Consider the following 26,721-nt stretch of genomic DNA (forward strand, 5'->3'; position numbering starts at 1 on the left):
TCGATGTCTTATCTGAACCGTTTGTGGAAGCTGGTTTGTTCGCGCCAGGCGCTGGTGTTCGCGGCCATTCTCGTCGCAGCCGCGGCGGTCTGGTTCATTGGGCCGCTGATTGCATTCGGCGACTACCGGCCGCTCGAAAGTGTCTTGTCGCGCACGCTGTCCATCGTCGTGCTGCTTGTGCTGCTGTTGTTCTGGCTGCTGGGCTGGTCGGTCGGCCCGATCGGCGTCGCGCTGCTGTGTCTCGCGCTGTGGTATTTCGGGCCGCTGCTCGCGTTGGGCAATGGGCATCCGTTCGGCACGTCGTGGTCGCGCGTGCTGACCATTTCGCTGCTGCTTGCCTGCTACGCGATCTACCGACTCTATCGGCTGTGGAACGCGGTGCGTGGCGACGAGGCGCTGCTGCAACGCGTGTTGCATCCGTTCGGCAACAAGGAGGGCAAAGACGGTAGCGGGGCGGCGTCGGCGGGGCGCACGGAGATTCGTGAGCTCAACACGGTAGTCGCGAAGGCAATCGACAAGCTCAAGCACTTGCGCGGCGGTCCGGCCGGCTTGCGTCGCCTGCTGGAAAACCAGCGTTACCTGTACGAACTGCCGTGGTACATGGTGGTTGGCTCACCGGGGGCCGGCAAGACTACGCTAATCCTGAACTCGGGCCTTGATTTTCCCGACGCGGATCAGATGGTCGCGACGTCGCTCACCCGGCGTGTCGAAACGAAGAACTGCGACTGGTGGTTCGCGAACGAGGCCGTGCTGATCGATACGGCTGGGCGCTATACGGTGCAGGATACGGCGGCATCCGCAGCGCAGGACGATGCGGCGCCGGAGGATCCGAAACGCGCGAACGCGGTGGAATGGCAGGGTTTCCTCGCGCTGCTGCGTAAGCGGCGCCCGCGTGCGCCGATCAACGGTGCGCTGCTGGTGGTGTCGGTCGAGGAACTGTTGACGTGCGCGGCGTCCGAGCGCACGGCGCTGGCCGCGTCGATGCGCGCGCGGCTCGGCGAGTTGCGTCAGCAGCTTGGTATCCGCTTCCCGGTCTACGTGCTGGTTACCAAGCTCGATCTGCTGCCGGGCTTCGGCGAATATTTCCAGTCGTTGACCGCCGAGAGCCGCGCGCAGATTCTCGGTTTCACGCTGCCGTATCGGGACGACGAGCAGGCGCATCACCGCGACGCGTTGCGGGTGCGCTGCGTGGCTGAGCTGCGTGAGCTCGAACAGGGACTCGAAGACGGTATCAATACGCGGCTGCAGGAAATGTACGAGGTCGATCGGCGCAGGAAGCTGTACGCGCTGCCGTCCGAATTCCGTGGTCTATGCGCGGAGTTGACCGAACTGCTCGCGCTGGTGTTTCTGGATTCGAAATACGACGACGCGCAGTTGAGCAGCACGTTGCGCGGCGTCTATTTCACGAGCGCGGCGCAGACCCATGACGTGGTGCCCGCGGACCGGTCGACGCTGTTGCAGCGGCTGCGCCGTGGGCTCGCTGGACTGTTCGGCGGCGAGTCGAACGCCGCTGCGTGGCAGGCTTCCTTGGCCGGCCATGACGCACCGACCGGTTATCGCGGCTATTTCCTGCGTAATCTGTTCCAGCGCGTGATTCTGGCCGAAGGGCATCTGGTGCGGCCGAACCTGTATTGGGAAATCCGCTTTCGCGCGTTGCGCGTCGTTGGTCATCTGCTGGCGCTCGTCCTGGCCGTGTGGCTGATCGGCGCGCTGATCGTGAGCTACGGCAACAACCGTGAGTATCTGGCCGCGATCAATACGAAGACCGATGCACTGGCCGCGCGCGTGGCGTCGCTGCGCAAGACGCCGCAGCCCGGTACGACAGGGCCGGTGTTGTCGGCGTCGCGCGATCTGCCGCAGTTTCAGGACATGGACCTCGACAGTCCGGGCCTCGCGTGGCGTTACGGGCTCTACACGGCGCCGGCGGTGAGCGATGCCGCGGGCGAGACCTACGCCAATCTGCTGCGTCAGATGCTGCTGCCGCAGATCGTCGGGCGACTCGAAACGGTGCTCGATACGCAGATTGACGCACAGGACGCGGACGGCGTCTATCGCACGTTGTCGGTTTATCTGACGCTATTCGACCGTTCGCACTACGACGCGAAGGCGATCAAGGCCTGGGTGCTGAGCGACTGGGAGCGCGCAAACAGCGTCGCGACGCTCGGCGAGCGCAGCGTGATGGCGCGCCATCTCGACGCACTGTTCGCCGACGGCGTGCCGGCGTTGCCCGCGAAATCGGTGAACACGCAACTGGTGGCGCGAGCGCGCGACTTCCTCGGTCGCAATCCGGCGTCCGGGCGGCTCTACGAACGCGCAATGAACGCCATGACGGCGGACGCGCCGGAGAACGTCACGCTGATCAGCGCGGCGGGTCCGCAAGCCACGTCCGTGTTCAGGCTCGTCGACGGTTCGACGCTCGAGCGCGGCATACCAGGTCTTTATACCTACGACGGCTATCACGCGGTTTTTAACCGGCGCCTGCCCGAATTTCTCGAGCAGGCGCAAAAGCAGGACGCGTGGGTGATGGGTCAGGCGGACGCGGGGTCGCGCTGGCGGGCCGTCACGACTGGCGACGTGCTGCACGCGCGCAAGGACAAGCTCGTGGACGAGATTCGCCGCCAGTTTCTGACCGACTACGGCAATTACTGGCAACAGTTTCTCGATGACGTGAGACCGGTGTCCGGCGGTGACGGCACCCTCGCGCTCGATCTTCAGACGCTGCGTACGCTGGCCGCGCCCGATTCGCCGCTTGCGCGGCTCGCGCGTACGGCGGTGCATGAAACATCGTTAGTGGCCGGCGGCGCGGACGATCCGTCGCCGACCGACAGCGCGATGAACATGCTGCTTGGCCGCTCGCGGGTCGCGCGCGCGGCGAGCGCGGTGGCCGCGACCGCCACGATCGGCCAGCTCGCGCAGCAGAAGATGGAGCTTGAACTGGTCGACAGCCGGTTTGCCGCGCTGCGCGAAGTCGTGACCGGTCAGGCCGATAGCGTCGCGGCTTCCGCGCCGGGACAGTCGTCGTCCGGACCGGCTTCGGCGGGGAGTAGTGGTGCATTGCGGCTCGACGCCGTGATCGGTCTGATCAACGAGCAATACACGCATCTGGTGATGGCCGGGAACGTGCTCGCCACCAACACGATGCCGCCCGTCGACGACCTCGGTTCCACGCTGCAACTCGAGGCGGAAAAATTGCCCGCACCGTTTCGCGCGGTACTCGCGGGGCTCGCCTCGCAGTCGATGAACAAAGTGGATCGCGGCGTCGGGTCGCTGCTTGCGCTGCAGGTCGAATCGAGCGTCGGGGCGGAATGTCGTCGCGCGATCGAAGGCCGGTATCCGTTCGCGGCCGGCGGCCAGGACGTCGACATCGACGACTTCAACCGCGTGTTCGCGGCAGGCGGCCTGCTCGACGATTTCTTCCAGAAGACGCTCGCGAGTCGTGTGGACACGAGCATCCGGCCGTGGCGCTACAAGTCGGTCAGCCCCGGCATGCCGCCGATGCCCGGTCCGAGCCTCGAGCCGTTCGAGCGTGCCGCCGCGATCCGCCAGACGTTTTTCCGCGATCCCGGTGCGAACCGGATGGCGTGGAAGATGGGGCTGAAGGTCGTGTCGCTGGATCCGGAAATCACCGATCTGCTGATCGATATCGACGGGCAGAGTCTGCGCTATGCGCATGGCCCCGTGACGAACTTCCCGATCACGTGGCCCGGGCCGCGAGGCGGCTCGATGGCCGGCATCACCGCGAATCCGCGCATCCGTCCGGATACGTCGACGTTGATGGCCGAAGGACCATGGGCGCTGTTTCGCCTGATCGACCGCGGCCATGCGAGCTCGACGCTAGCGGCGAGCCGCTCGGCCGTGGACTTCAGTTTCGACGATCGTCATGCGGTGCTCGAACTGACGTCCGGCGCACAGTCCGGACCGCAACTCACCGCGTTGCTCCGAGGGTTTCGTTGCCCGGGCAGCGCGGGAAGGCGTGCTACCGCATCAGCCGGTTGGCTCACCGACGATGCCGGTTAGCGTGCGCGAGTGTGTGTGGGTGTGCGAAAGGCCCGCTGACATGCCAGCGCAATACATACCCATGCCGGCTCGCCGCTTTTCACTGGTTGGTTATCGACGAACAGAAAACAGAAGCTAGGGGAGTACATGTCGAATAGTTCTTTGACCAATGTCGCTGTTGTTGCTGTTCCGGGTCGCACGGTCACGGTGTCGAGTGCGGCGATGCCTCAACTGCTGGGGCAGCCCGCGCTCGAATTCAAGTCGCTGAAAGGCGAGGAGAGGCTGGGCAAGCTGTTTATGTACACGCTGGAGCTGCGCACGCCCGACGAATCCACGGTGCCGCTCGCGGTCAGCGCGAACGTCGATCTGACCGGGCTGCTCGGCAAGGAAATGACCGTGACGATCGAGCTCGACCAGCCGGCCGGCGTGACGCTCGACGCGGACGCCGCGCAGCGCGAGATCACCGGGCTGGTTGCCGAGGCGTCCTATCTGCGTCGCGAAGGCCGCTACAACGTCTATCGCGTCGTGCTGAGGCCGTGGTTATGGCTCGCCGATCTGACCACCGACTTCAAGATCTTCCAGGACAAGAGCGTCATCGAGATCATCGACGAAGTGCTGAAGGACTACCCGTTTCCAGTCGACAAGCGTCTCGACCTGAGCCGCTACGGCGTGATCGGCGAAAGTCCGCGCAACGAACCGCGCGCGTTCCAGGTGCAGTACGGCGAGACCGATTTCCATTTCATCCAGCGGCTGATGGAGGAATGGGGCATCTACTGGTTCTTCGAACATTCGGACGACAAGCATCGGCTCGTGCTGTGCGATCACATCGGCGTGCATCGCAAATCGTCGAACCCGGCGTATCAGACGCTCGCGTATCAGCCGCAGGAGGGTAAGACCGACGCGGAGTACATCAGCGAATTTTCGATGACCGAAACGCTGAGCACCGGTCACTACGTGACGAGCGATTTCGACTTCACGCGCTCGCGTGCCGACATGCGCGCGATCAACCAGCAGCCGCGCGACACCAGCTGGAACACGCTCGAGCGCTACGAGTGGCCGGGCGACTATACCGATGGCAGCCACGGCGACCTGCTCGCGCGCACGCGCATGGAAGCGCTGCGCGCGCCGGCGCGGCGCGGCCGCGGCAAAGGCAACGTGCGCGGACTCGTATGCGGCCAGACTTTCGAGTTGACGGATTACGACTACACGGCAGCGAACATCGAATACCTGGTCATCGGTACGGCACTTCAGCTGACCGGCACGCCGGACGAGTCGGGCAGTAACTACGAATACACGTTCGACAACGAGTTCGATGTGCAGCCGACGAGCGAAATGTTCAGGCTGCCGCAGGAGACGCTGAAGCCGCAAGTGAGCGGGCCGCAGTCGGCGGTCGTCGTCGGACCGCCGGGCAACGAACTGTGGACCGACGAATTCGGTCGCGTGAAGATTCGCTTCGTGTGGGACCGCTACGGGCGCAATCTCGAAACGGATTCGTGCTGGGTGCGCGTGAGTCAGGCGTGGGCCGGCGCGAGTTTCGGCGGCATCTATATTCCGCGGATCGGACAGGAGGTGATCGTCGATTTCTGGAATGGCGATCCGGATCGTCCGGTGATCACGGGCAGTCTCTACAACACGATGACGCGTCCGCCTTGGGAACTGCCGGGCAATGCGACGCAGAGCGGGATGATGAGCCGGACGATCGAAGGCGGCACGCAAAACTACAACAGCATCCGTTTCGAGGACAAAACCGGTGCCGAGGAGGTGATGATCCAGGCGGAACGTGACATGAACCGCCTGACGAAATCGAGTGAGTCGCACATCGTCGGCGCCGACTATACGGTTGGCGTGGCCGCCGCGCACACGCTGTCGGTCGGGACGGATCTCAGTGTCTCCACAGGCGCCACGTATAAGGTCGACGTCATCGGCGCTGCGGCGTATGCGGTCGGTCTTGGACAAACGGTCATGATCGGCGCACTGGACAGCACCAAGGTGGGCGGTGCGTCCGTGTTGGATGTGGGCGGGGCTCGTACCGTGTCGGTGGGTGGCGCGCATACGGTGTCGGTGGGGGCCGCGTCGACGCACTCGGTGGGCAGCGCCTATGCGTTGTCGGCGGGCAGTTCGCTGTCGCTCGTTTGCGGGCAGTCGTCACTGACCATGACGTCGGACGGCGTGATCAAGCTCATCGGCAAGAAAATTCGCGTGCAGGGCGACGACCAGGTGGTGGTGCAGGGTTGTCCGCTCGACCTCAATCCATGTGACTCGGACTGCTGCGATGACGGTAACGGCACGACGGTGCCTGTTCCGGTGGTGCTCCCCGCAGTGGAGGTTCCGCCTATCGAGGTGCCGATTCTGGCTTCCGCGTTTATCGCAATGGTAGACCTGCCGATCGTGACCGAGGAGCCGTCGCAGTCGGACGAAGAGCCGTCAACGTCTGGTGAGGAACCGGCGGCGTCGGATGAAGAGCCGGCAGCTTCTGACGAAGAGCCGGCGGCATCCGATGAGGAACCGGCCGCCTCTGACGAGGAGCCGGCGGCATCCGATGAAGAGCCGGCAGCCTCTGACGAAGAACCGATACCGACCGGCGGGGACGCCTAGCGCGATAAGCCATCAGTCATGATCTCTACCAGCCGCCGGGCACTTCCGCGCCCGGCGCTGCATGGGCTGTCCCGTTTGCACAAGGAGAAAATTCATCATGTTTCCAGCAGCCCGCGCGGGTGATGCGATCGGACACGGCGGCGCGATCGTCACCGGATCGCCGTCGGTCTTTATCAATGGTTTGCCGGCGGCGCTCGTCGGCATGAGCTGCGCCGTGTGCGGGCTGCATCCGGCCGCGCAGGCGGTCGTGCTCGGTTCGGGCACGGTCACCATCAACGGTTTGCCGGCGGCGTTTGTCGGTGGCGTGGTGTCGTGCGGCTCGCCGATTGCCACCGGCTCGCCGGACGTCACGATCGGTTCGTGACGACGAGGGCGTTCAGGTGACGACGGGGATTGCGGGAATAGGCGCCGAGCTGATCAAGCTGCCGGGCACCGTGCTGCCGCTCGCGATGGCTGGACCGCTGCTCGATCGTTGCCAGCGGCTGGGCGACGTGGTCGACCGGTATCGGCTGCGGCGCGCGCTGTCGGGCGTCCTGTGCGGGTCCGTCGATGTCGTCACCGGCAGTAAGGTTTGCCTGCCCGGCGATGAAACCGATTTCGTGCTGCGCGGCCGTCTTCCGCTCGGATGGTCGCGCGGCTATTCGAGCGCGCAGCGTGCCGTCGGGCTGCTCGGCATCGGCTGGCGTACGCGCTGGGAAGTCACGCTGCACAAGCTCGATGACCAGCTCGTCTATACCGACGAACATGGCAGTACGCTCAGCGTGCCGTTTCCGGCGCGCGGCTCGCAGGTGATTGCATCGGCCGCGCAGTTGCACGTCGCGCACCTGAGCGACGGGCGTATCGTCGTGGCCGATCTGACGCCGCATTACCGAGTGTTCGGCGAGTTCGACGCGAATGGAATGGCGCGGCTCAAATATGTCGAGGATCTGCGCGAGCAACGGATCGGTTTGATCTGGGATACCGATGGGCGCTTGTTGCGGATGCGCGGCACTTGTGGCCACGAATTGCGTCTGCACTATGAAGCGCGCACGAGCGCAAATGTGGGCGCGCGCTTGAGCGCTGTCGAATGTGTCGACGGCGGCCCGACTGGCGCGCTGGTTCAGTACGGCTATAACCCGCACGGCGAGTTGACCGAGGTGCGCAATCGCGTCGGCGAACTCGTGCGCCGCTTTGCTTACCGCGACGGACGCATCGTCGAGGAAGCCGACGCGCTCGGAATGGCGACGCGCTACGTGTGGCAGACGATCGGCGCTGCCGCGCGCGTGGTGCAACGGGTCACATCCGAAGGCGCGCGCGAGCGCTTTGCCTACGACGTCGACAATCGTCTCAGCGAAGTGACCGACGTGTTCGGCAACGGCGCGCGCTGGGAATATGACGAACGCGGCCGCGTGCTCTCGCATATGGGCTTCGATAGAGGGCGCTTCGGCTTCGACTACGGCGAAGCCGAAGCACCCGTCACCGTGCAACTACCTGGCGAGCGCGTGGTCCGGCTCGAATACGACATGCTCGGGCGCGTCGCGGCCGAGACAGATCCGCAAGGCAAGACCCGCGCCACGCAGTACGCGTTCGCTTCGCGCGAGCCCGTGTCGATAGCGCTCGGCGATGGCCGTGCGTGGATCTGCGGGCGCAACGACAGTTTGCAGCCGCTGTACGTGCAGACGCCGTCCGGTGAAGTGACGCGCTTCGAATACGACGCGAACGGCGAGGTCGCCCGCTCGACGAACGCGTTGGGGCTCGCCACTGCGTTCGAGCGCAACGCCTGGGGACAAGTGACTCGCTGTACCGAGGTCGCTGGAAGCACGACGTGCTACGAATACGATGTCAATGGTTATGTCGTCGGCGTGACGGATGCGCTGGGGGCTGTCACGCGAATCGAGCGCGATGGTTTCGGCCGGCCGCTGACCGTCACGCGTCCGGACGGACAGGTCGAGCGTCACGTGTGGAACGCGGCCAGTCAGCGAACCTCGTTCGTCGGGCCGAGCGGTCAGAGCCGGCATTGGGAACGGGATCGGTGCGGCAACGTGGTGCGCGCGATCGACGAGGAAGGACACGTGATCGCGCGCCAGTACGATGCGCATGGCCGACCGGTTCGGATTGAGAGTTCGAACGGCGCGGTGCAACTGCTGCAGTGGGACGCGAGTCATTGCCGGTCGATCACCGATGCGGACGGCGTGGTGCGCAGCTTCGACTATACGGATGCCGGGTTGATCGCTTGCGTCACCTGGCGGGCCGGCGCGCGGCAGCGTCGCGACATCTTCGGCTACGACCGCGCGGGCGCTTTGATTCAGCGTGAGACTGCGCACAACCGCTATGTGTATCGCTACGGATCGCGGGGACTGCTCGAGTGCGTGAGCCGCACGCCGACGCAGGAAGGCGAGTTGCTCGGCATCGGTGCGGATGAAATCCGCTTCGAGCACGACGCCATGGGGCGCCTCATCGCGGAGCATGGCGCGAACGGCACGCTGCGCTACACGTATAACGCGGTCGGTCGGCTGGTCGTGACCCGGTTGCCGCAGGGACAGGAAGTACGCACGCGTCGCTTCGAAACCGGTGATATCGCTTTTGTCGAGCTGGACGAGCGCGAAATTGCGCGCTTCTGGTACGACGCGCTACGCCGCCAGGCCGCCCGTACGCAGGGTCGGTTGCGTACGCACACCGGTTATTCGCCACTGGGCTTGCCGGTGTGGTGGCGCGCGGTGATGGAGCGCGATCTGTCCGCGCCGCCTTCCGAGGCTGAAACTGCGCTCGAGTTGTCGCGCGAGGTCGACTACAGTCCCGCGGACCTGATCGTCAGAACCGGCGGCAATGCCGAGGAGCAGACATGGTACGACTATGACCGGCGCGGTTGCCTGCTACGGCGTGTATCGGACAAGCTGGACATCGAATATTTCACATGGGACGCCGCCGGCAACCTGCTCGATACACCGGGCGGCAACTGGTTTCCGGCTGTTTATCCGGATCATCGGTTGCCGGAATGCCGCGGCTATCACTACGACTACGATGCGTGGGGGCAGCTGATACGCAGAAGCGGCCGCGATCACACGCTGACGCTCGATTGGGATGCGGAGGGGCATGTCATCGCCGTGCATCGTGCGGGTTGCACGGTGCGTTATCAGTACGATGCGCTCGGCCGACGGATCTCGAAGTGGGTCGAGGCGGAGTCGCCGCAGCGCACACGGCAGTCGCCGGTGCCGGTGCGCGACGAGGTCACGCGTTATCTGTGGCAGGGAGCACGTCTGATCCAGGAGCAGCGAGCGGGCGCATTGCGCACGTACCTGTATCAACCCGAACCTGACCGCTCGACCGGCTTCGCGCCGCTCGCCTGCGTGGACCAGACGCTTGCCGATGATGGGAAGATCAGAAGCACGCACGTCTATCACTATCACACCGATGCCGCCGGTACCGCCGTTGCGCTGACCGACGAAGCCGGCCGACTGGTGTGGCATCGACGTTATCGAGCGTGGGGCAATCTCGTCGCGCTGGAGTGGGAGCGTGGTGATGCCGTGGCGCAACCCCTTCGTTACGCTGGCCAATACGCGGACGATGAAACGACGCTGCATTACAACGGCGCTCGTTTCTACGACCCGAATGCGGGCCGCTACATTAGTCCCGATCGCACGGTCTGCGGCGGCGTCAGTCCGTACCGCTACGCGCCGAATCCGCTCACGTGGTGCAATCCACTCGGCGGCGCGCAGCCTCGGACGCTGCCGCACGTCGCCGGTACGGAAGCGTCATGCACCGATGTCGCGCCGGACCCGGCTCAACAGATTGCCGCCCTGGTCGAACAGCTCGACGACGTAGGCGGTCGGGATCCGCTCAAGCTCTGATTCGAAGTCAAGATGAAAGTCGAGCCACTCGCCTTTCCGATATCGCAAAAGGTGGCTCGTATCGATGACTTCTTGGTGCAGCACGGATTCGTTGCTGTCGTAGACGGTGACGGAGGCCGACATCGCGGCAGAGAGCGCTGGTGACGTTTGCTCGATGGCGAGTGTGGTCGCATGCTTGTCGAAGCCCTTCTGATGTACACCGACCCGCACGTCGTTTGCACGTTGCAGCGACGTTTTCCATACCGCCTCATCTGGACGTTGCACGCCTGGTACAGGTAAATCATGCTTGAGCACGGCGGGCTGCACGCCACGCCACGCGAAACTGATACCCGCATAGGCCTCATATTCGGCGAGCGTGCGTTCGGCTCCAAGTCCGTATTTGCCGAAATGCTCCGCAGCCGTCGTTTCACCATCGACGCCGAGCAATGCGCGATTGCGCTGGAACGAGCGCTCGTTGCGTTCAAGCCAGTGCTCGCTGATGTCACCACGTGTCTTGGCCTCGTGCGTGTGGTCGTTCCACATCTTGACCCGATAGGCGCGCTTGTATTCGTGCCATCCGATCAGCCGATGCGGGCTGTACAGATCGTAGCCATGCGTGAATGCGCGAACCGCGATCGAAATTTCCTCTCCGTGGAAAAAGTAGCCGGGGTCGTGCTGAACCGTTTCGGCAAAGTGGCCATCGGCAAATGCGAAGTGCGCGCTGTAGAAGCGCGAGCGTACCGGCCGCGTGCGCATGCTCCAGTCCGACAGCGTCTGTGAGCGAAATAGCACGACCCCCTCCGCGCTGAAGCGCGAGTAGACCATGATGCGTGGTTCGTCACTTTTCCGCGCGTCGTCGTTGTCCGGGTCGTACATCGGCAAATAAGTGGTCAGCAGCGGCTTCGGACTTTCGTCGCGCAACGATTCGAGCATGTCGATCACAAGCGTGTCCCATGCGTCGACAAAGCGATGGTGTGAGTCGAGCTGCAACGTATAACGCTCGCCGCCATAACGCTGCTGGAGCAGGTTACGCGCCCAGCACGCACCTTGCGTCAGCAGGTGCGGCACGTCGATCAGTTCGATCTTCGCGTCGCAGTAAGCCAGGTGCTGGATGGCCCAGCCGTCGACCCGTTCCTTCCGCCATTTGCCGAAGCCCCGACGCCAGAAATCCGCGATCGTTTCGTCGGCTGCGTGCTGCCAGCACACGACGATGCGCAGCAGATCCGGCCTCTTCGCATGATGGATCAGATCGAGTAGGGTGGGGATCAACTGCGAATCGCGATAACTCGCGATCTGCACGAAGATCGAATCTGGCTGGGGGGCGGGTAGAGCGGCCATGCGGGTCGACGTTATGGGAAGGTTGTAGCCGGTAGCCGGCTTAGAGAATGGTCATGGTGATCGTTGCGGTTGCCTGAATCTTGCCGGCGGTGGGCGTGACGGAACCGACGCGCAGCACCGTCGCTTCCAGTTCGAACGGCGACTGCATGTTGCCGTTGGGTGTATGGACGAGGGTGCTACCCGGATTGTTGGGCTTCAGGATCGTGCTGCTGGACACCTCTCGCAGACGGATGGCGAGATTGTTCGCGCCCGTGTTCTGCAGCATGCTGCTGTCGTTCGTGTCTGGCGTGCCGGAAAGCACGGCGGTGATGGAGGCAGGTGGCGTGGGTCCGGTGCAGAGCACGGTAAAGTCGACCGGTTGCGTTGGCCCCGCGGTGGTCGATACATCGGTGGGACCGAACGTGCCGAAGTCGATGTTCAGCGTGCTGGTGTTGACCGAGCAACTCGGCAGCACCTTCACGTTGATGCTGCCACCTGTGATCAGTACCACCTGACTGCCGTCGCCATTGGCCGTACCGCCGCCAATCGTGCCGAATATCACGTTCACGTTGCTGGCGATGTCGCCGGTCTTCACCAGTTCGATATTGAATTGCGAGCCAACGCCGAAACGGCCATAAATGATCTGGTTGACTTCGCCCGCCGCAAACGTCGAGGTGAACGGCAGGGCCGAATTGGTGCCGCTCAGACGCAGATAATTCACCCGAAAGCCGACGCCTGGTATGTTGGTGTTATAGACACCCGATACCGACGAGGGCGTTGCATTCAGATAGTCGAACGCGACGGTGCCGCCGTTCAGGCAGTTTGCGAAATTGGCATACACGCCATACGAGGGCTGTAGACCCGTGGCGATTACCGAACCGATCGGCAGACCTGGGTCGATCGTTACTGAAGTTTCCTGGAACGGGATGTTGACGACGGTCTGTTGTGCCGCGAGGTAGCCTTGCGAGATCAGATCGGTAATATCGGATTGTTGCAGCTGGACGCAGGAGGCGAATGTGAGACGCGAGATCGCGAAGCACATCAGAACGAGAACCTGAGCGAGTCTTTTCATTGGAAAAATCTGGGTTGACCAGCGGACCATAAGGGTTCACTGAAAGGTTGGCAGAAGAGCAATCTGCGCAAACGCGTGCCGGTTGCGTCAGTTGTCCATCTCGTCCCATTTAGCCAGCAGGTCGGCCGGAATAACATGGGCGAGTTCCGAAAAACGCTTGCCGACCATGCGCTCCGATTGACGCAGCAGCACGATGACAGGACTGCTCGGCTCGTTCTGCTCGAACCAGATGCGCGTTTCCTGAATGGCGGCGAGTGCGCTCCAGCGGTCGACGGGTGGTGCGGTGGGAGGCGGTGCCATCGACGATGCGGCGAAAGGCGGCGCGGCTGGTGCGTCGGGCTGCGATGTCGGCGCAGCCGCGGCCGTGGGCGTCGGCGTGCCGGTAGTCCCAGCGTTGGCTACCGGCGTTGCATCGTTGGCAGCCTGTTCATCGGCTCGCGCGATGGGGGGCGTGCTGGCGCTGCCGCCATCGAGCCGCGTTTGCGCGAACGGCTGCAACAATCGCGACAGCGCGCTCAGGTCGGGCGCGTCGCCGCCAAGGGTCGTGTCGCACCACGCGACGATGCTCGCGATCAGACGCTGCGCGTCGGCGAACGCGGCGACGGCCGCATCACGCCGTCCCCACAGCTCCTTCAGCAGCCGTGCAGTCGATTCCGGCGCGAGCGTGTCTTTCTGGCGCGGCAGCGCAAACGACTTTTCGATATCGCGCAAATGCAGCTGCGCACCGGCGGCCTTGGGCAGCGCGATGTCGCGTGCATCGGCGAGCGCACCGTCGGGATCGGCCAGTGCCGCGATCGCATTCGCGTACATGACCGGGTCGCGCTCGCCGTCGAAGACCGGTAACGGATGCAGCGCTTCCCCATAGCGTTCGAGCAGCGCCTGCAGAAGCGCGAGCCCGTCGCGCAGGCCGGCCGCGCCGTCGAGTCGCATCCGGCAGCGCAGCAGAATCACCGCGACGCGAATGTCCTTCGTGCGCAGCAGCAGCGCGCGGCAGGCACGCTCGAGCTCCGGCCAGTTCGCGGGCGGCGGCACATCGACGAAGTCGCCGTACTGCGCCTCGATGCGCGGTGCTGCGGCGGCGAGCAGCATGACGAAATCCGGATCGTATTCGAGGTCGGGGCCGCAGGGCGGCGCGTCGCCGTCGACCGGTTCGAGCAGATCGACGTAACGCAGTGCGGACGCGGACAAAGGGACGTTCATCGGCTAAAACTCCAGGATCAGTCGTTGTATTGCTCGGGCTCGAACACCATGCCGACAACCGGCTGTTCGTCCAGCGATTCGCCGAGCCATGTCGAATAGCCGAGCCGTTGGTCGCTGCCGGTGCGCGCGGGCGGCGCCGCTCGCGGCTTGACCAGCAGCTTGACCTCCCACGCGTATTCGTGGCCGACGAAGGCGCGTACCCATTCGACGAAGGTCGGCAAGTCCTCGCCGTGCGGGGTGAGGCGTAGGTATTGATCGAGGTCGAGCGGACCCACTACGAGCCGGAACTTGTGTTGCCGGTCCGGAATCGCCTCGCCGAGCTGCGCACATTCGCCGACGATTGCCGCCGGTCCGGGCAGGCCGAGCTTCGTGTGCTCCGAGGCGGACAGCAGGATCCAGTGCGGGACGAACTCCTCGACGGTCATCGGCACGCCGAAGTAATGCGACAGCGTGGCGGCGATGCCGTCCGGATTGCGTGCCTCGCGCACGAGATGTGCCGCCGCGCTGTAGCGCGCATGGGTCGACAGACAGGACAGCCGCGCCTCGGCCGGGTCGACGCCGCTCAGAGTCGCGACATAGAACGAGAAGGTTTCGCCGCCGGGCCGGTCGAGCGATGCGGTGGCCTGCGCCGACGCCCACGCGCGATAGAACTGCGATAGCGCGCGGTGATGGAACAGGTCGACGAGCTCCACGAGCGCGTGATCCTGATGGCTCTCGATCCGGCTGTAGGCCAGCTCGGTCATGTGCAGCGGCAGCGGCCCCTGCGGTCCCCACAGGCCGAGCCCGAACAGGCGCACGTCGAGGCGGCCGTCGCGCGCGCCCAGCGCTGCGATTTCGCGCGGCGCGAACGCGAGCGTCGGTTGCTGGCCGATCCGGAACGGCTCTTCCTGCGGCAGGCTAGCGGTGCCTGGTAATGGCATCTGCGGATCGCGCGCGGAGATCGCGCGCAGCAGGCTCAGGAAGCCGGACTGCCACGGCGTATGCGGGTCGAACCACGCACCGAGCGATTGCGGATCGAGCGGCGATTGCCGCGGCGCGATGGCGCCGCCATACGATGTGTTCATGCTCATACCGCGCCGCGTCCGCCCATGCGCGGATGCCATTGCGTGATCAAGCCGCGCTGCATCGAGCGAAGTTCGGTTTCGGTGAACACGTTGATCGATACGTGACGCGCGAGGTAGTGCTCGAGCACGAGGCCGAACAGATACGGGCTGACGCCGGAGAAGCCGGTTTCGTCGACCGTCAGTTCGCAGCGCACGCCACGGCCGTAGACAAGCAGCCCCTGACCGGGCAGACGCCGCACGACGGGTTCGGTGCGCGCGCCGACGAGCGCTTCGATCTGCCGCGCCTGCTCGTGCTCGCCCGGCGTGATGAAAAGACGGAGCATGTTGCGCAGCGCCTGGCCGCCATCGCCGTGATCGAGTTCTGCGAGCGGCATGTAGTTGAAGCTCAACTGACGGATCAAACGCCACGCGGTTTCGCCGCTCGCGTACGGCGCGCGCGGTGCGCTCGGCGCATGCACGAGCCGCACGCCTTCGACCGGTACCGAGTCGGGCATGGTCAGATCGGCTTTGCCGTTGCGCGGAATCAGGCGCGGCAGGTCGCGATTCGTGAGCCAGGCGTCGACGGACAGGTAACGGATGTCGTCGGCGTAGGGCGCCTCCGCCTGATCGACCAGCGACACGTAGACCTCGGTGCCGATATATGGCGTGCGCGTGCCGTACTTACGCGTGTTGGCCGACAGCGCACGTTGTTCGCGGCGCACCGAGAAATAGCGGCCGTGATTGCCGACGTCGCTATGCAGCGTTTGATAGAGCGGATTGAAGTCGACTTCGACCGCCGTCGCGGTCTTCTTGCCCATCGCGCGCAATACGGAAAAGATCTCGTAGTCGAGCGGGCGTGTACGGTCGGCGAGCAGATGGAAATCGGTCTGCGCGCGATTGATTTCGACCCGGTCGGTGCGCCTCGGAAACAGATTGATGATCGGCGTGCAGAACAGCAGGAAGCGCGACGCGTCGACGTGCGTGGCCAACTCCTCCGGCAGGCGATCGAGCAGCAGGACGATCTCGGCTTCATTGCTGTCCACGCGCGACAGCCCCGGGGCGAGTTGCGTTAGCGCGAAGAAATAGAAACGCTGACGGCACGCGAAATACTCCTGCAACAGATTGTGGCCGTGGAACGTGTTCCATGTGAGCGGCAGCAGCCCCTGATTGGCCTGCAGACCTTCGAACTCAACCGGCGATTTCGCGACCACGTGTCCTTCGTCGCGCGACGCGCCGAACCGGCGCACCACCGCGGCGACGCTGCCGGCGTGAATCAGCTCGAACAGATGCGACGCGATGCGCTCGTCGCCGCCGAGGTAGATCGGCAGGCGGTCGAAATTGGCCATCTGGTTGAAGGTGATCTCGCCGGTCGTGCGCAGGCGTAGACGCAGCGCGCCGCGCAATTGCTGATGCGGCAGCAGATGACGGTCGGTGTTCGGGATATCGGGCGGCACGGCGGTGAGCCGTGCTTCGGCGATTTCGATCGGCCGCAACGTGACGTCCTGACTGCTGCGGAATTCGCAAGCGGTCTGCTCGCCGGGCGGAATCGCCGAGCGCAGGATGCTGTGGCGCGGCACCACCACGCCCTTTGTAAACGTGCCCTCGCTCAGACTCGGCCGCAGTTGCGCAACGGCAATGGACGGTGTGGGCGCGACGTAATTCGGATAGACCACTTCGAGCAGCCGCTGCGTGAAGCGCGGAAATTCGGCGTCGAGCTTGATCTGGGTGCGCGCCGACGTGAAGCAGAACGCCTCGATCAGGCGCTCCACGTACGGATCGGCGACCTCGATGCCGTTCATGCCGAGGCGGCGCGCGATCTTCGGGTGCTGCGCGGCGAATTCGCCGGCCATCTCCCGCATGTAGGTCAGTTCGCGGTTGTAGTAGTCGAGGAATTGCGGTTCCATGTCAGTGCCCCCGACGCGAGTCCGTCGCGAACGTGACATGGTTCGTTTCGATGTCGAACGTACTCTGGACGCGGAATTCGAGCGGATAGGGCGACCAGTGCATCAGCCCGCTGATTTCAAGGATCAACTGGTTGTAGCGGATCGGATCCGTGCTGTGCAATGGCCGGATGCGCAGCGCGTCTGGAATCAGGCGTGGCTCGAAGCGAATAATCGCGGTGAGCACGCTCTTCTCGACGGTTTCCCAACTGCGGTTGGTGACGTAGCTGCCGGATAGCGCGGCAATGCCGTAGTTGACGACCGAACTGGCTGCGGCCTCGAACCGCGTTGTGTCGAAATCGTCGTCAAGGTTCGTCGTATTGAGCAACAGACTCAGGTCGCGCTGGATGATGCGGTGCATGCGCTCGGCATCGGGCGCATAGGCGTTCGGGTGCTCGGTTTGCCGCTGCGGCGCATCGTCGAGCAGACGATCGATCAGCGAGGGCAGATAGACCTGCCGATGGCGGATGTCGGACACACTCATGGCCGTTCGTCGTAAAGGAAGCGGCATTCGCCGAGTTCGAGCAGGCCGAAGTCGCCGTTGTTGGTGCTCCAGGTTTTTTGGCCGAGTGCGAGCACGCCTGTTTCGCCGATGTCCTGCCACGTGGTTTCGCGCGCGAGTCTGATTGCGCTCGGACCGCTTTCGGAACCCGGGTAACGTATCGGCAAATAGCCGCGCAGCACGGTAGCGTTGCGCAGGCCTACCATCGCCGAGCGCCAGATGAGATCGGTCAGGCCGGTTACCGGACCGAGCGTCAGCGATTTGATTGCGTCGAACGGAATCCAGCGATAGCCGCCCGCGACGGCCAGTTCGCACACGGGGCCGAGCCGGCTGTCGCTGTCGCTAAGCCATTCGAACGCGCCGATTTGTGCGCTTTCGCCGCGCGTGGTCGGCGCCTCGCTAAAGGCGGCGCGCCGTAGTTGGTCGGCGGCGAGCAGATTGCCCTTGCCGAGTTCGGCGTTGGCCTGCACCAGCGTATTGACCCATGCGGGTAGCGGCTCGATCTCGCCCGGCGTGCGTTGGCCAGCGAATACCTCGGTGCGGAACATTTCGCTCTGGATCAGCCCGCGATACATCTGCGCACGTGACGTGCCTTCGGGTTCGAGCGTGGCCCACGTCTGCAACTGTCGCAGCGCGCGGTCCCATTCGCCGTCGAGACACAGCAGTTCGAACAGCAGCCAGCGCTCGCGCACATTCGACGGATGTTTGCGCACGTGATCGATGGTGCGCGCTTTCAGTTCGCTCAGGCTCAGCGTATCGAGCAGGCCGTGGAGGGTTGCCGCGGCGGAGGTGGGCAGATCAGCGTTTGGGGTCATTGGGGATTTGAGGGGTTTCGTCTTCGATGGAGTTCGGCATCGGCATATAGCTGTCGACGCTGACCATGTGATGTTCCGCGCGCGCAAGCTGCGCGGTAGGGCTGGCACGACGGGCGGACAGGCCGCGCGGAGCCAGCAGCGAGAGGATCTCGTGCGTTGGGTTCGCTTCGAAAATCTGGCCGGCGCCGAAGGTGTCGAGACTGTCGAGCAACGTATCGACGTTCTTGCCCTGAGTCAACAGATCGACTACCGATGCTTCGGGTTGCGAACGATTGGTGAGGTCGGCGAAGGTGTCGTGCGGCACGCGGACCACTGGGCCGGTGCCGTCCGCGGTGGCGGTTTTCAGTTCGTGCGCGTTACCGTTCTGCTGGCTCAGTAAGGCCCGGCGGTATTCGAGCGTGAGCGCGGCGAGCGGGTCCGTTTCGTCGGATTCGGCGGCGAAAAACATCGCCATGCCGTCGTGCCCGTCGTCTTCGGGTGGTGTCGGTTCGAGCCCGATCTGTAACAACGGGTCTTCATCGCAGCCGCCGGCCAGCGCGATCAGATCGCTGAAGTCGCCCGCTGCGGCGAGCGTGGGCTCGATCTTGCCGGGCGGCGGTGCCGCGTCCAGGTGGTGGGTGACTTCGGCGTGTCCGGAAGAGAGCGATGTTTCGCGCGGCGGTTCCAGTGGCTCGGAAGACAAATCGGACCTCCGTTCAGGTTCGGCGTGCGGATCTGGGTTGCGGTTGCATGAGCCATGGGCGGCAACGTCGCTATTGTCGGCGCTGTTGCCGGTTGTGCACGACACGAACGCGGTCCTGGTGCACTCAGCCTCATGGAAGTTCGTTTCACCCATGTCCGACGGATGATTTTCTTGCGCCGCGCACGCGCCGTGCCGCGCTTGCTGCACAACCGGCTCGGTCGTTCTCGCGAACATCGTGAGTGCGCCGACTTCAAACGGTGAGTTATCCCAACGGACCTGGTAACCGATCATCGCGTTGCCGGTCAGTGACTGAGGGAAAAAGCGATTGGGCTAGCGTGCATGCGAAACCTCTCCTGCTGCGGGAAAACGAAACTCGCCGGCAACGGCGGCCGGCAAAGCGTGAGCTGATATGTGCAAGTACAAGGCACAAATGCAGAGTGCAAATACAAGGCGTAAGTGCAATGTGCAGATGCGCGTTGAGAAAGATGGTACTTCGCACGCCGTAGACCGAATATGGGCGATCGCCCAAATACAGATGCCGATCGAAAGGCTATGCTTTGTCACATCCTTCGACTCCTTCGCTCGCAACGTTTCCATGTCTATTTCCCGCCACGCGCTGTTCGGCAAGCTCGGCGTGACGCTCTTCCGGAGCATCGAATCCGCTACCGCGTTTTCCAAGCTGCGCGGCAATCCGTATATCGAACTCGTGCACTGGCTGCATCAGTTGCTGGCGCAGACCGATAGCGATCTGCACCGGATCGTCAGGCACTGCGAAATCAGCCGCGAACTGCTCGAACGTGATCTGCAGGCGGCGCTCGCTGCGTTGCCGTCCGGTGCGAGTGCGTTGAGCGACTTCTCGCATCATGTCGAGACGGCGATCGAGCGCGCGTGGGTGGTGGCGACGCTCGCGTTTGGCGAGCGTCGGATTCGCGGCGCGTGGCTCGTGGCCGCGCTCGTCGAGACGCCGGAGTTGCGGCGCGTATTGCTGGCCATTTCGCCGCAATTCGGCAAGATCGCGGTGGACGGACTACAGCAGGCATTGCCGGCATGGATCGCCGGTTCACCCGAAGCGGATGAAGCGCCCTACGATCAGAGCGACTTTTCGTCGGCACTCCCGGGAGAAGCATCCGGTGCGATGGCGGCGCCGGCGAAGGGCGCGGCGCTCGCGCAGTTCTGCACGGATCTCACCGCCCGCGCGCGCACCGGCGAAATCGATCCGGTGGTGGGCCGCGAACTCGAGATTCGTACGATGATCGACGTGCTGCTGCGCCGTCGCCAGAACAATCCATTGCTGACCGGTGACGCCGGCGTGGGTAAGACCGCGGTCGTCGAAGGGCTTGCACGCGCGATCGCCGCAGGCGAGGTGCCACCGAAGCTCGCCGACGTGCGGCTGCTGAGTCTCGACGTCGGTGCGCTGCTCGCGGGCGCGAGCATGAAGGGCGAGTTCGAGGCGCGGCTGAAATCCGTGCTCGAGGAGGCGACGAAGTCACCGGTGCCGGTCGTGCTGTTCGTCGACGAAATCCATACGCTAATCGGCGCAGGCGGCCAGGCTGGCACCGGCGACGCGGCGAACCTGCTGAAGCCGGCACTCGCACGCGGCACGTTGCGTACGATCGGTGCGACCACGTGGGCCGAATACAAGCGGCACATCGAGAAGGACCCGGCGCTCACGCGCCGTTTCCAGGTGTTACAGATTGCCGAGCCGGAGGAGTCGGCCGCGATCGACATGGTGCGCGGGCTTGCACACACGCTTGCGAGCCATCACGGTGTCGTGGTGCTCGACGAGGCTATTCGCGCGGCTGTCACGCTGTCGCATCGCTATATTCCGTCGCGTCAGCTGCCCGATAAGGCAATCAGTCTGCTCGATACCGCGTGTGCGCGTGTCGCACTATCCCAGCACACGCCGCCGCGCGAACTGCAGCGGATTCGCGAACGCTTGCAGGCCGCGCGCGTCGAGGCCGAGTTGCTCGATAATGAGGCACGCATTGGCCTGGGTAACGAGGCGACGCTGGCCGAGGTCAACGCGAGCATTGCGATGCTGGAAATGGAGGAGCGCGCGGTCGAAGCCGCATGGCAGGCGCAGGCTGAAGCGGCGCAGGCGCTATGGAGCGCACGCGGCGCATTGAGCGCACCTACTGAGTCCACCGGAGCCGAAGTCGAAGCGCCAGGTCGCGCCACTACGTCGATCGCTACCTTGCGCGCGTTGGAAGAGACGTTGTCGAACCTGCAGGCGGATACACCATTGGTGTTTCCGGAAGTCGATGAAGCGATCGTTGCGGAAATCGTCTCGGACTGGACCGGCATTCCGACCGGGCGCATGGTCACCGACGAAGTGAGCGCCGTCCAGCTGCTGCCCGCCACGCTGGCCGCGCGCGTGATCGGCCAGCACGGCGCGTTGCAGCAGATCGGCGAGCGCGTGCAGACCGCGCGTGCGGGTCTGGCCGATCCGCGCAAGCCGCTTGGCGTGTTTTTGCTCGCGGGGCCGTCCGGCGTCGGTAAAACCGAAACCGCGCTCGCCTTGGCCGAGGCGCTTTACGGCGGCGAGCAGAACCTGATCACGATCAACATGAGCGAGTATCAGGAGGCGCATACGGTGTCGGGGCTCAAGGGCGCGCCGCCCGGTTACGTCGGTTATGGCGAGGGTGGCGTACTGACCGAGGCTGTGCGCCGACGCCCCTATTCGGTGGTGTTGCTCGATGAGATCGAAAAGGCGCATGGCGACGTGCACGAAATGTTTTACCAGGTGCTCGACAAGGGCTACATGGAAGACGGCGATGGACGCTATATCGACTTCCGCAACACGACCATCCTGATGACGAGCAACGTCGGTTCGGATCTGACCGCGAGCCTGTGCGCGGACGAAATGCTCGCGCCGGATCTCGACGCTTTGCGCTCGGCGCTGACGCCGGATCTGCTGAAAGCGTTTCCGGCGGCGTTTCTCGGCCGGGTGACGGTGGTGCCGTATCGTCCGCTGGGCCAGGATTCGCTCGCGCACATCGTGCGGCTGCACCTGGATCGTGTGGTTCGGCGTATGGCGGACAACAACAGCATCGAGCTGAGCTATGCGTCGGAGGTGGTCGACTACATCGTCGGACGTTGTCTCGTGCAGGAGACGGGTGCGCGCTTGCTAATCGGTTTTATCGAGCAGCACATCCTGCCGCGTCTCGCGCGGCAATGGCTCGATGCGTTTGCATCAAAAAGCGCGCTGACCCATATCGCGATCGACGTGGTTGATCCGGCCGCAGCACCTGCCGAGGCACTCGTGTTCAAGTCGTCCTGCGCGACATAGCCGGGAGACGGTGTCTGAGGGTGCCTGAGGCGTCCGGAGCGACTTATTTTGAGGTTGGGACTCTTTTCGGACTACGCCGATAGCGAGCGGCCGTCGCGGACATTACCATGCTGCCTCCCTTCGCATAGAGGGGAAGATAGCCGCTGCGTCGCTCGTCCAGATGAAACATCGGGCCAAAACAGCGAGCTTGTGCAATTGCATTGATCTCTCGCAAGCATTGCTAAATCGGTGTGTTGACTTCACACAGGTTTTAGCGCTGCGAACTTTGTTCGCGGGATTGTCCTGAACCTCAAGTCGAACCGATGTCGGTCGTGAACTACACGTTTGCTCTTCGTTTTTTTGCCGTCATGTTGACGGTGCTATCCGCCGTACTCGCAACGCTCGTGATACGGCGCGATCCGATGCCCGTGTGCGACATGGCCAGCATCGGCGCGTTGCCGCGTATGCGCTGGCCGGGCATCTGGATGCGGACCGGCGTCGTGTGTCTGTGTGCGTCGCTTGTTCTGATCCTGATGATCGGCGATCTTTTTATCGATTAATTTTCAACGCTGAGCCGGCTCGATGAGCCACGTATAAAGGCTCAGCGACTCCTCGCATATGGAACTCTCCCAAACCTGGGCACTGTTACTCTCAGTGTTCGTCTTTTATTGCGCGGTTCTCGTCTGGCGTCGATGAGACGGCGAAGCCGGTATCACCGGCTTGAGCCGCTGTGTCTGTCGAGCTGGCGCTGCTTTCCTCGCGCCCAATCACGCTGTTCCCACTAAATCTCGTCAAATAACGCTGACTTGCGTCGATTGCTCCGCAAGGACCAATCATGAGGTCCAACGCCGCGGCGTTAGTCCTGAGTCAGCTCATCCTCATGCATGTCGCGCAGATGGGTGGCAATGTCCAGGTCACCGACACTGGCTAGCCCCGTTCGCTTGATGCGGATTTCGAGCGCGGTGCAATGTTCGACGAGTGCATGTCGCCGGAATACACCGAGCGCGCCGACCAGCGAATGCAGTTCTGCGAGCACGCGCGTCGTATCGTTATTGCGTTGAGCGGTAGCAATGGCGGCGAGCGACGCATCGAACGAATCCAGGAAGGTTTGTCGCAGCGCGGGCGATAGCGGCCGGCCGCCGAGTAGTTCTTCCGAGCCGTCCGCGCTGACTGGGCGCCCCGCTGCGTTATCGACGGGCGAGGGCAGCGGCGTCCCCGCAATAGCGAGGCCGGTGACTTCGGCGACGGTCGTCCGCAAACGCGCAAGCGACAACGGCTTCGTGATCATCCGTGCGACTCCCGCTGCTTCGCAGCGTTCACGCTCTTCCGGCGTGACCGATGCGGTCGCCGCGATCACCGGCATGCGCGGCCAGCGCTGGCGAACCTTACGCGCGAGCGCGTAGCCGTCTATCACCGGCATCGACAGATCGGTTACGAGTACGTCGAAGGTTTCGCGCGATAGCCATGCGAGCGCGCGCGCGCCATCTTCGACGACCGTCGCGTCGCAGCCGAGCATCGCGAACTGCTCTTCAAACAGGCGGCGGTTGGTCGTGTTGTCCTCGGCGACGAGCACCCTGAGCCGGCGCGGCAGCAGGCGCGGCGGCTCGATCGTCAGCGCGAGTGGCAGGTTGCGAAGTGTGTGCTGCAACGCCTGCGCGAGCGCCGCGAGACTGTAGTCCGACACCCGCACGAGCCGGCCCGTTGCGACCGGATGCAGCGGACCGTCAGCACTGCAATCGATCACCCACGATGCACCTTCGATCAGCCGGTTCTCGTCGTCCGCATGCCATGTCTCGCGGCCGCCGAGCAGGATGAGCGTACGGCTGCGCTCGAGCGTTGCGGTATCGACCTGCACCGGGTGCTGATACGCGTTGACCGTGAGTCCCCACGCGTGCAGCGCGCTCGCTGCATACGCATGCGAAGCTTCGCTGGCCGCCACCAGCGTGACCATTTCAGCGGCGAATTGCGGCATCTCGGGAGCGGCCTGCGGCTCGCCGAGCGGTACGCGCACGGTGAAGCAGCTACCACTGCCGGGCTCGCTGCGCATCGTGATCTGGCCGCCCATTGCCTGCGTGAGCCGCGCGCACAGCGCGAGGCCCAGACCCGTGCCACCGAAGCGGCGATTGATCGATCTGTCCGCCTGGCTGAACGGCTGGAAGATCGCGGCCTGCTGCCGCGCGCTCATGCCGATGCCGGTGTCCTCGACCTCGATCTGCAGGTTGAGCCCCTCGGGAATCGACATATCGGGCACCGAGACGCGCAGCTTCACCTCGCCGCGCTCGGTGAACTTGATCGCATTCGACAGCAGGTTGTTGATCACCTGACCGAGCCGCGTCGGGTCGCCGCGCATCGGCTGCGACACGGCGACGCCGAGGTTCGCGACGAGCTGCAGGTCCTTCGCCTGGGCGCTCGGCGCGAACATGGTCAGCGAGCGCGTGACGACTTCGAGCGCGTCGAACTCGATGTCTTCGAGCGTCATCTCGCCGGCTTCGATCTTCGAGAAGTCGAGTACGTCGCTGATGATGCCGAGCAGCCCCTCCGACGACGCGCGGATCGTCGCGAGCCGGTCGTGTTGCAGCGGGTCCAGCGACGATTGCGCGAGCAGTTCGAGATTACCGAGCACCGCGTTCAACGGCGTGCGGATCTCATGGCTCATCGCGGCCAGAAACGCGGACTTCGCGGCGTTGGCCAGGTCGGCGGCTTCGCGTGCTTCGCGCAGATTCTGTTCGAGGCGCTTGTGCGCGGTCACGTCGGTGAACGAGACCACCAGCACGTCCTCGCCCTGATAGCGTGACGGTGTGGCGCTGACGGCGAGGTCGATCGAATCGCTGTCGCGGGTGGGCAGCGACATCTCTTCCTGAAGCACCTCGTCGTGGTGCTCGCCGTTTTGCGCGCGCGAACGATAGCGCGCGGCCAGCTCCGCCGACAGCGTCGGCGCCGGCACGACGACGCGCCGCGCGGTGTTGACCATGGTCGGGCTGCGCAATAGCGGCATGCCGTCCTTCAGCGCGATCAGCCCGAGCCCGACCGGCGCGGTTTCGATCAGCGTGCGGCTCAGCTGTTCGCTTTCGAACAGGCGTTGCGAGCGATCGAGCGCGGGACGAAACACGCGCTTTCTGAACGACATCAGGAAGGTCCACGCGGCGATCAGCATCAGCAGCGTCATTGCCGCGCCGAGTCCGAGTCGCAGCCCGATGCCGGCGATGATTTCGTGCCACGTGCAGGTATGCACGAGCGTCCAGCCGGTGTCGCCGAGCGGGCTGACGATCGTCAGGACGCCGTGATGCCACGATTCGCCGAGCGTCGTCTTCATGGCCAGCGCGCGCTGCGAGTCGATGAGCGCCGCATCGCGCGCGAGCGGGATCGTGCTGTCGACGATGGTGCCGTTGCCGGCGACGATCATATAGATGCCACCGAAGCGCGCGTCGGCCGCAAGCGGCGCAGTGAGGAAGTCGGGTTCGTATTCGGTGACGACCATCGCGAATGGCACGTCGTTGTGCAGCAGCGGCGCGACGAGACGGATTGTCGGCTTGCCGGTCAGTGGGCTGATGGCGGGCGGAACCCAGAACAGTTGCCGATGCGTCTGGCTGTCCGGCCCCGGATGGTTGGCGGCGAGGTTGCCGAGACCGTCGGCGAGCGCGGCCATCAGCCGTTCGCGATCGGCCGCCGTGGCGGTGGCCGGCCACGGCGCGTCGGACAGCGGTGAAGGCATGATGCCGGCAATGTTGTAATCGATGCCGTAGAAGTAACCGGGCAGTTGTCGCCCGCGCGCGAGCGAATGCACGGTGTGAGAGTGGCTTAACTGCTTCGCAAGGGCCAGATAGCGGCGCAGCGTCTCGTCCGGCAGCGTGTTGGCGTTGATCGCGAACAGGCGCTGTTGCGTTTCGGTCGGTGTCGGCTGAAGCAGGACCTCGCCATCCTGCTTGCGGAACTCGTCGACGAGTGCCTGATTGCCCTTCGCACCGGTCGACCAGGCCAGCTCCGAGCCCACGAGCCCGATACGGAACGATGCTTCGCCCGCGCGGATCTGCTCCATGACCCGGTCGTGATAAACGACGAAGTCCTGGCGCTCGGTGGCCACGTGTGCGCGCACCGCCGAGAGCATCGCGAGCGTGAACGCGATCAGCATCATCAGGGTCGTCACTACGCCGCCGCCGAACACGAGCAGCCGCTTGTAGCGGCGCAATTGATTCAGGACGTTGTAAGAAGAGATGGACGACATGACGATACCGGTACGGTCTACAGACGGGCGCGTGTGCGTGTAAATGAAGCGTTAAAAAGCAAGCTGTAGCGCGCCGACTTTTTCGATTTCCCGGTAAGGCGAGTTGACCAGATGATTTCACCCCATTAAATAGGACAAGTACGATTTGATAGTTTTTTGATTTGAGAAAAATCAAATTATGTGCGATACATGCGTGCAAATATGCCTTTTGTGGGTGTTTGTGGGCGCTCAAAAATCCGGTAATAAGTGGCCGTCAGTGCGTT

The 26,721-nt window shown here is 64.0% G+C and carries 15 protein-coding genes; 6 read left to right on the forward strand and 9 right to left on the reverse strand.

Annotation, left to right across the window (positions count from 1 at the left end):
- The first annotated feature begins 3 nt into the window (after positions 1 to 3).
- The 4 genes from tssM to HHL14_RS28490 all read left to right on the forward strand — a co-directional run bounded on the left by tssM (position 4) and on the right by HHL14_RS28490 (position 10,418).
- Entirely contained in the window at positions 4 to 4,017 is a 4,014-nt protein-coding gene (gene tssM / locus HHL14_RS28475) for a type VI secretion system membrane subunit TssM (protein WP_169500938.1), read from the forward strand.
- 201 nt (positions 4,018 to 4,218) lie between these two features.
- Positions 4,219 to 6,591, forward strand: a complete 2,373-nt coding sequence (gene tssI / locus HHL14_RS28480) for a type VI secretion system Vgr family protein (RefSeq protein WP_230413243.1) — start codon at positions 4,219 to 4,221, stop codon at positions 6,589 to 6,591.
- A gap of 97 nt (positions 6,592 to 6,688) precedes the next feature.
- Positions 6,689 to 6,955 (forward strand): PAAR domain-containing protein, encoded by a 267-nt coding sequence (locus HHL14_RS28485; protein ID WP_169500940.1) that lies wholly within the window; start codon positions 6,689 to 6,691, stop codon positions 6,953 to 6,955.
- Between the two features lie 16 nt (positions 6,956 to 6,971).
- Positions 6,972 to 10,418, forward strand: a complete 3,447-nt coding sequence (locus tag HHL14_RS28490; protein WP_169500941.1) for an RHS repeat-associated core domain-containing protein — start codon at positions 6,972 to 6,974, stop codon at positions 10,416 to 10,418.
- On the opposite strand, the gene HHL14_RS28495 is transcribed toward HHL14_RS28490, so the two are convergent.
- The 8 genes from HHL14_RS28495 to HHL14_RS28530 all read right to left on the reverse strand — a co-directional run bounded on the left by HHL14_RS28495 (position 10,323) and on the right by HHL14_RS28530 (position 19,259).
- Positions 10,323 to 11,735 (reverse strand): GlcNAc-transferase family protein, encoded by a 1,413-nt coding sequence (locus HHL14_RS28495; RefSeq protein ID WP_169500942.1) that lies wholly within the window; start codon positions 11,733 to 11,735, stop codon positions 10,323 to 10,325. The genes HHL14_RS28490 and HHL14_RS28495 overlap by 96 nt on opposite strands.
- A 40-nt stretch (positions 11,736 to 11,775) precedes the next feature.
- Positions 11,776 to 12,786 (reverse strand): fimbrial protein, encoded by a 1,011-nt coding sequence (locus HHL14_RS28500; RefSeq protein ID WP_169500943.1) that lies wholly within the window; start codon positions 12,784 to 12,786, stop codon positions 11,776 to 11,778.
- A gap of 87 nt (positions 12,787 to 12,873) precedes the next feature.
- Entirely contained in the window at positions 12,874 to 13,986 is a 1,113-nt protein-coding gene (locus tag HHL14_RS28505) for a type VI secretion system protein TssA (RefSeq protein ID WP_169500944.1), read from the reverse strand.
- Between the two features lie 17 nt (positions 13,987 to 14,003).
- Positions 14,004 to 15,050: a type VI secretion system baseplate subunit TssG gene (gene tssG / locus HHL14_RS28510; protein ID WP_230413248.1), complete on the reverse strand. Its 1,047-nt coding sequence runs from the start codon at positions 15,048 to 15,050 to the stop codon at positions 14,004 to 14,006.
- Between the two features lie 2 nt (positions 15,051 to 15,052).
- Complete coding sequence (tssF, locus tag HHL14_RS28515) at positions 15,053 to 16,933, reverse strand: type VI secretion system baseplate subunit TssF (protein WP_169500946.1); 1,881 nt, start codon at positions 16,931 to 16,933, stop codon at positions 15,053 to 15,055.
- Between the two features lies 1 nt (position 16,934).
- Positions 16,935 to 17,453 (reverse strand): type VI secretion system baseplate subunit TssE, encoded by a 519-nt coding sequence (gene tssE / locus HHL14_RS28520; RefSeq protein ID WP_169500947.1) that lies wholly within the window; start codon positions 17,451 to 17,453, stop codon positions 16,935 to 16,937.
- On the reverse strand, positions 17,450 to 18,286 hold the full coding sequence (locus tag HHL14_RS28525) for a type VI secretion system accessory protein TagJ (protein WP_169500948.1): 837 nt from the start codon (positions 18,284 to 18,286) through the stop codon (positions 17,450 to 17,452). Before HHL14_RS28525 ends, tssE begins: the two co-directional genes overlap by 4 nt.
- Positions 18,270 to 19,259 (reverse strand): TagK domain-containing protein, encoded by a 990-nt coding sequence (locus tag HHL14_RS28530; RefSeq protein WP_230413244.1) that lies wholly within the window; start codon positions 19,257 to 19,259, stop codon positions 18,270 to 18,272. The genes HHL14_RS28525 and HHL14_RS28530 overlap by 17 nt, the downstream gene beginning before the upstream one ends.
- A 304-nt stretch (positions 19,260 to 19,563) precedes the next feature.
- Here HHL14_RS28530 and tssH point away from each other — a divergent pair, with 304 nt between their 5' ends.
- Positions 19,564 to 22,257 carry a type VI secretion system ATPase TssH gene (gene tssH, locus HHL14_RS28535; protein WP_169500949.1) on the forward strand — a complete coding sequence of 898 codons (2,694 nt, stop codon included), beginning with the start codon at positions 19,564 to 19,566 and terminating at the stop codon, positions 22,255 to 22,257.
- Positions 22,258 to 22,568: 311 nt separating this feature from the next.
- Positions 22,569 to 22,796, forward strand: coding sequence for a hypothetical protein (locus tag HHL14_RS28540; protein WP_169500950.1), 228 nt, complete (start codon positions 22,569 to 22,571; stop codon positions 22,794 to 22,796).
- 296 nt (positions 22,797 to 23,092) lie between these two features.
- Here the strand turns inward: HHL14_RS28540 and HHL14_RS28545 are convergent, their stop codons facing one another.
- Positions 23,093 to 26,458, reverse strand: coding sequence for an ATP-binding protein (locus HHL14_RS28545; protein WP_169500951.1), 3,366 nt, complete (start codon positions 26,456 to 26,458; stop codon positions 23,093 to 23,095).
- Between the last annotated feature and the right edge of the window lie 263 nt (positions 26,459 to 26,721).

The organism is Paraburkholderia antibiotica, from assembly GCF_012927125.1.
GTDB lineage: Bacteria > Pseudomonadota > Gammaproteobacteria > Burkholderiales > Burkholderiaceae > Paraburkholderia > Paraburkholderia antibiotica.

Excerpts from the sequence above, each read along its gene's own strand:
- tssM (WP_169500938.1), top strand. The coding sequence starts at position 4 with ATGTCTTATCTGAACCGTTTGTGGAAGCTGGTTTGTTCGCGCCAGGCG.
- tssI (WP_230413243.1), top strand. The coding sequence starts at position 4,219 with ATGCCTCAACTGCTGGGGCAGCCCGCGCTCGAATTCAAGTCGCTGAAA.
- HHL14_RS28485 (WP_169500940.1), top strand. The coding sequence starts at position 6,689 with ATGTTTCCAGCAGCCCGCGCGGGTGATGCGATCGGACACGGCGGCGCG.
- HHL14_RS28495 (WP_169500942.1), bottom strand. The coding sequence starts at position 11,735 with ATGGCCGCTCTACCCGCCCCCCAGCCAGATTCGATCTTCGTGCAGATC.
- HHL14_RS28500 (WP_169500943.1), bottom strand. The coding sequence starts at position 12,786 with ATGAAAAGACTCGCTCAGGTTCTCGTTCTGATGTGCTTCGCGATCTCG.
- HHL14_RS28505 (WP_169500944.1), bottom strand. The coding sequence starts at position 13,986 with ATGAACGTCCCTTTGTCCGCGTCCGCACTGCGTTACGTCGATCTGCTC.
- tssG (WP_230413248.1), bottom strand. The coding sequence starts at position 15,050 with ATGAACACATCGTATGGCGGCGCCATCGCGCCGCGGCAATCGCCGCTC.
- tssF (WP_169500946.1), bottom strand. The coding sequence starts at position 16,933 with ATGGAACCGCAATTCCTCGACTACTACAACCGCGAACTGACCTACATG.
- tssE (WP_169500947.1), bottom strand. The coding sequence starts at position 17,453 with ATGAGTGTGTCCGACATCCGCCATCGGCAGGTCTATCTGCCCTCGCTG.
- HHL14_RS28525 (WP_169500948.1), bottom strand. The coding sequence starts at position 18,286 with ATGACCCCAAACGCTGATCTGCCCACCTCCGCCGCGGCAACCCTCCAC.
- HHL14_RS28530 (WP_230413244.1), bottom strand. The coding sequence starts at position 19,259 with ATGATCGGTTACCAGGTCCGTTGGGATAACTCACCGTTTGAAGTCGGC.
- tssH (WP_169500949.1), top strand. The coding sequence starts at position 19,564 with ATGTCTATTTCCCGCCACGCGCTGTTCGGCAAGCTCGGCGTGACGCTC.
- HHL14_RS28545 (WP_169500951.1), bottom strand. The coding sequence starts at position 26,458 with ATGTCGTCCATCTCTTCTTACAACGTCCTGAATCAATTGCGCCGCTAC.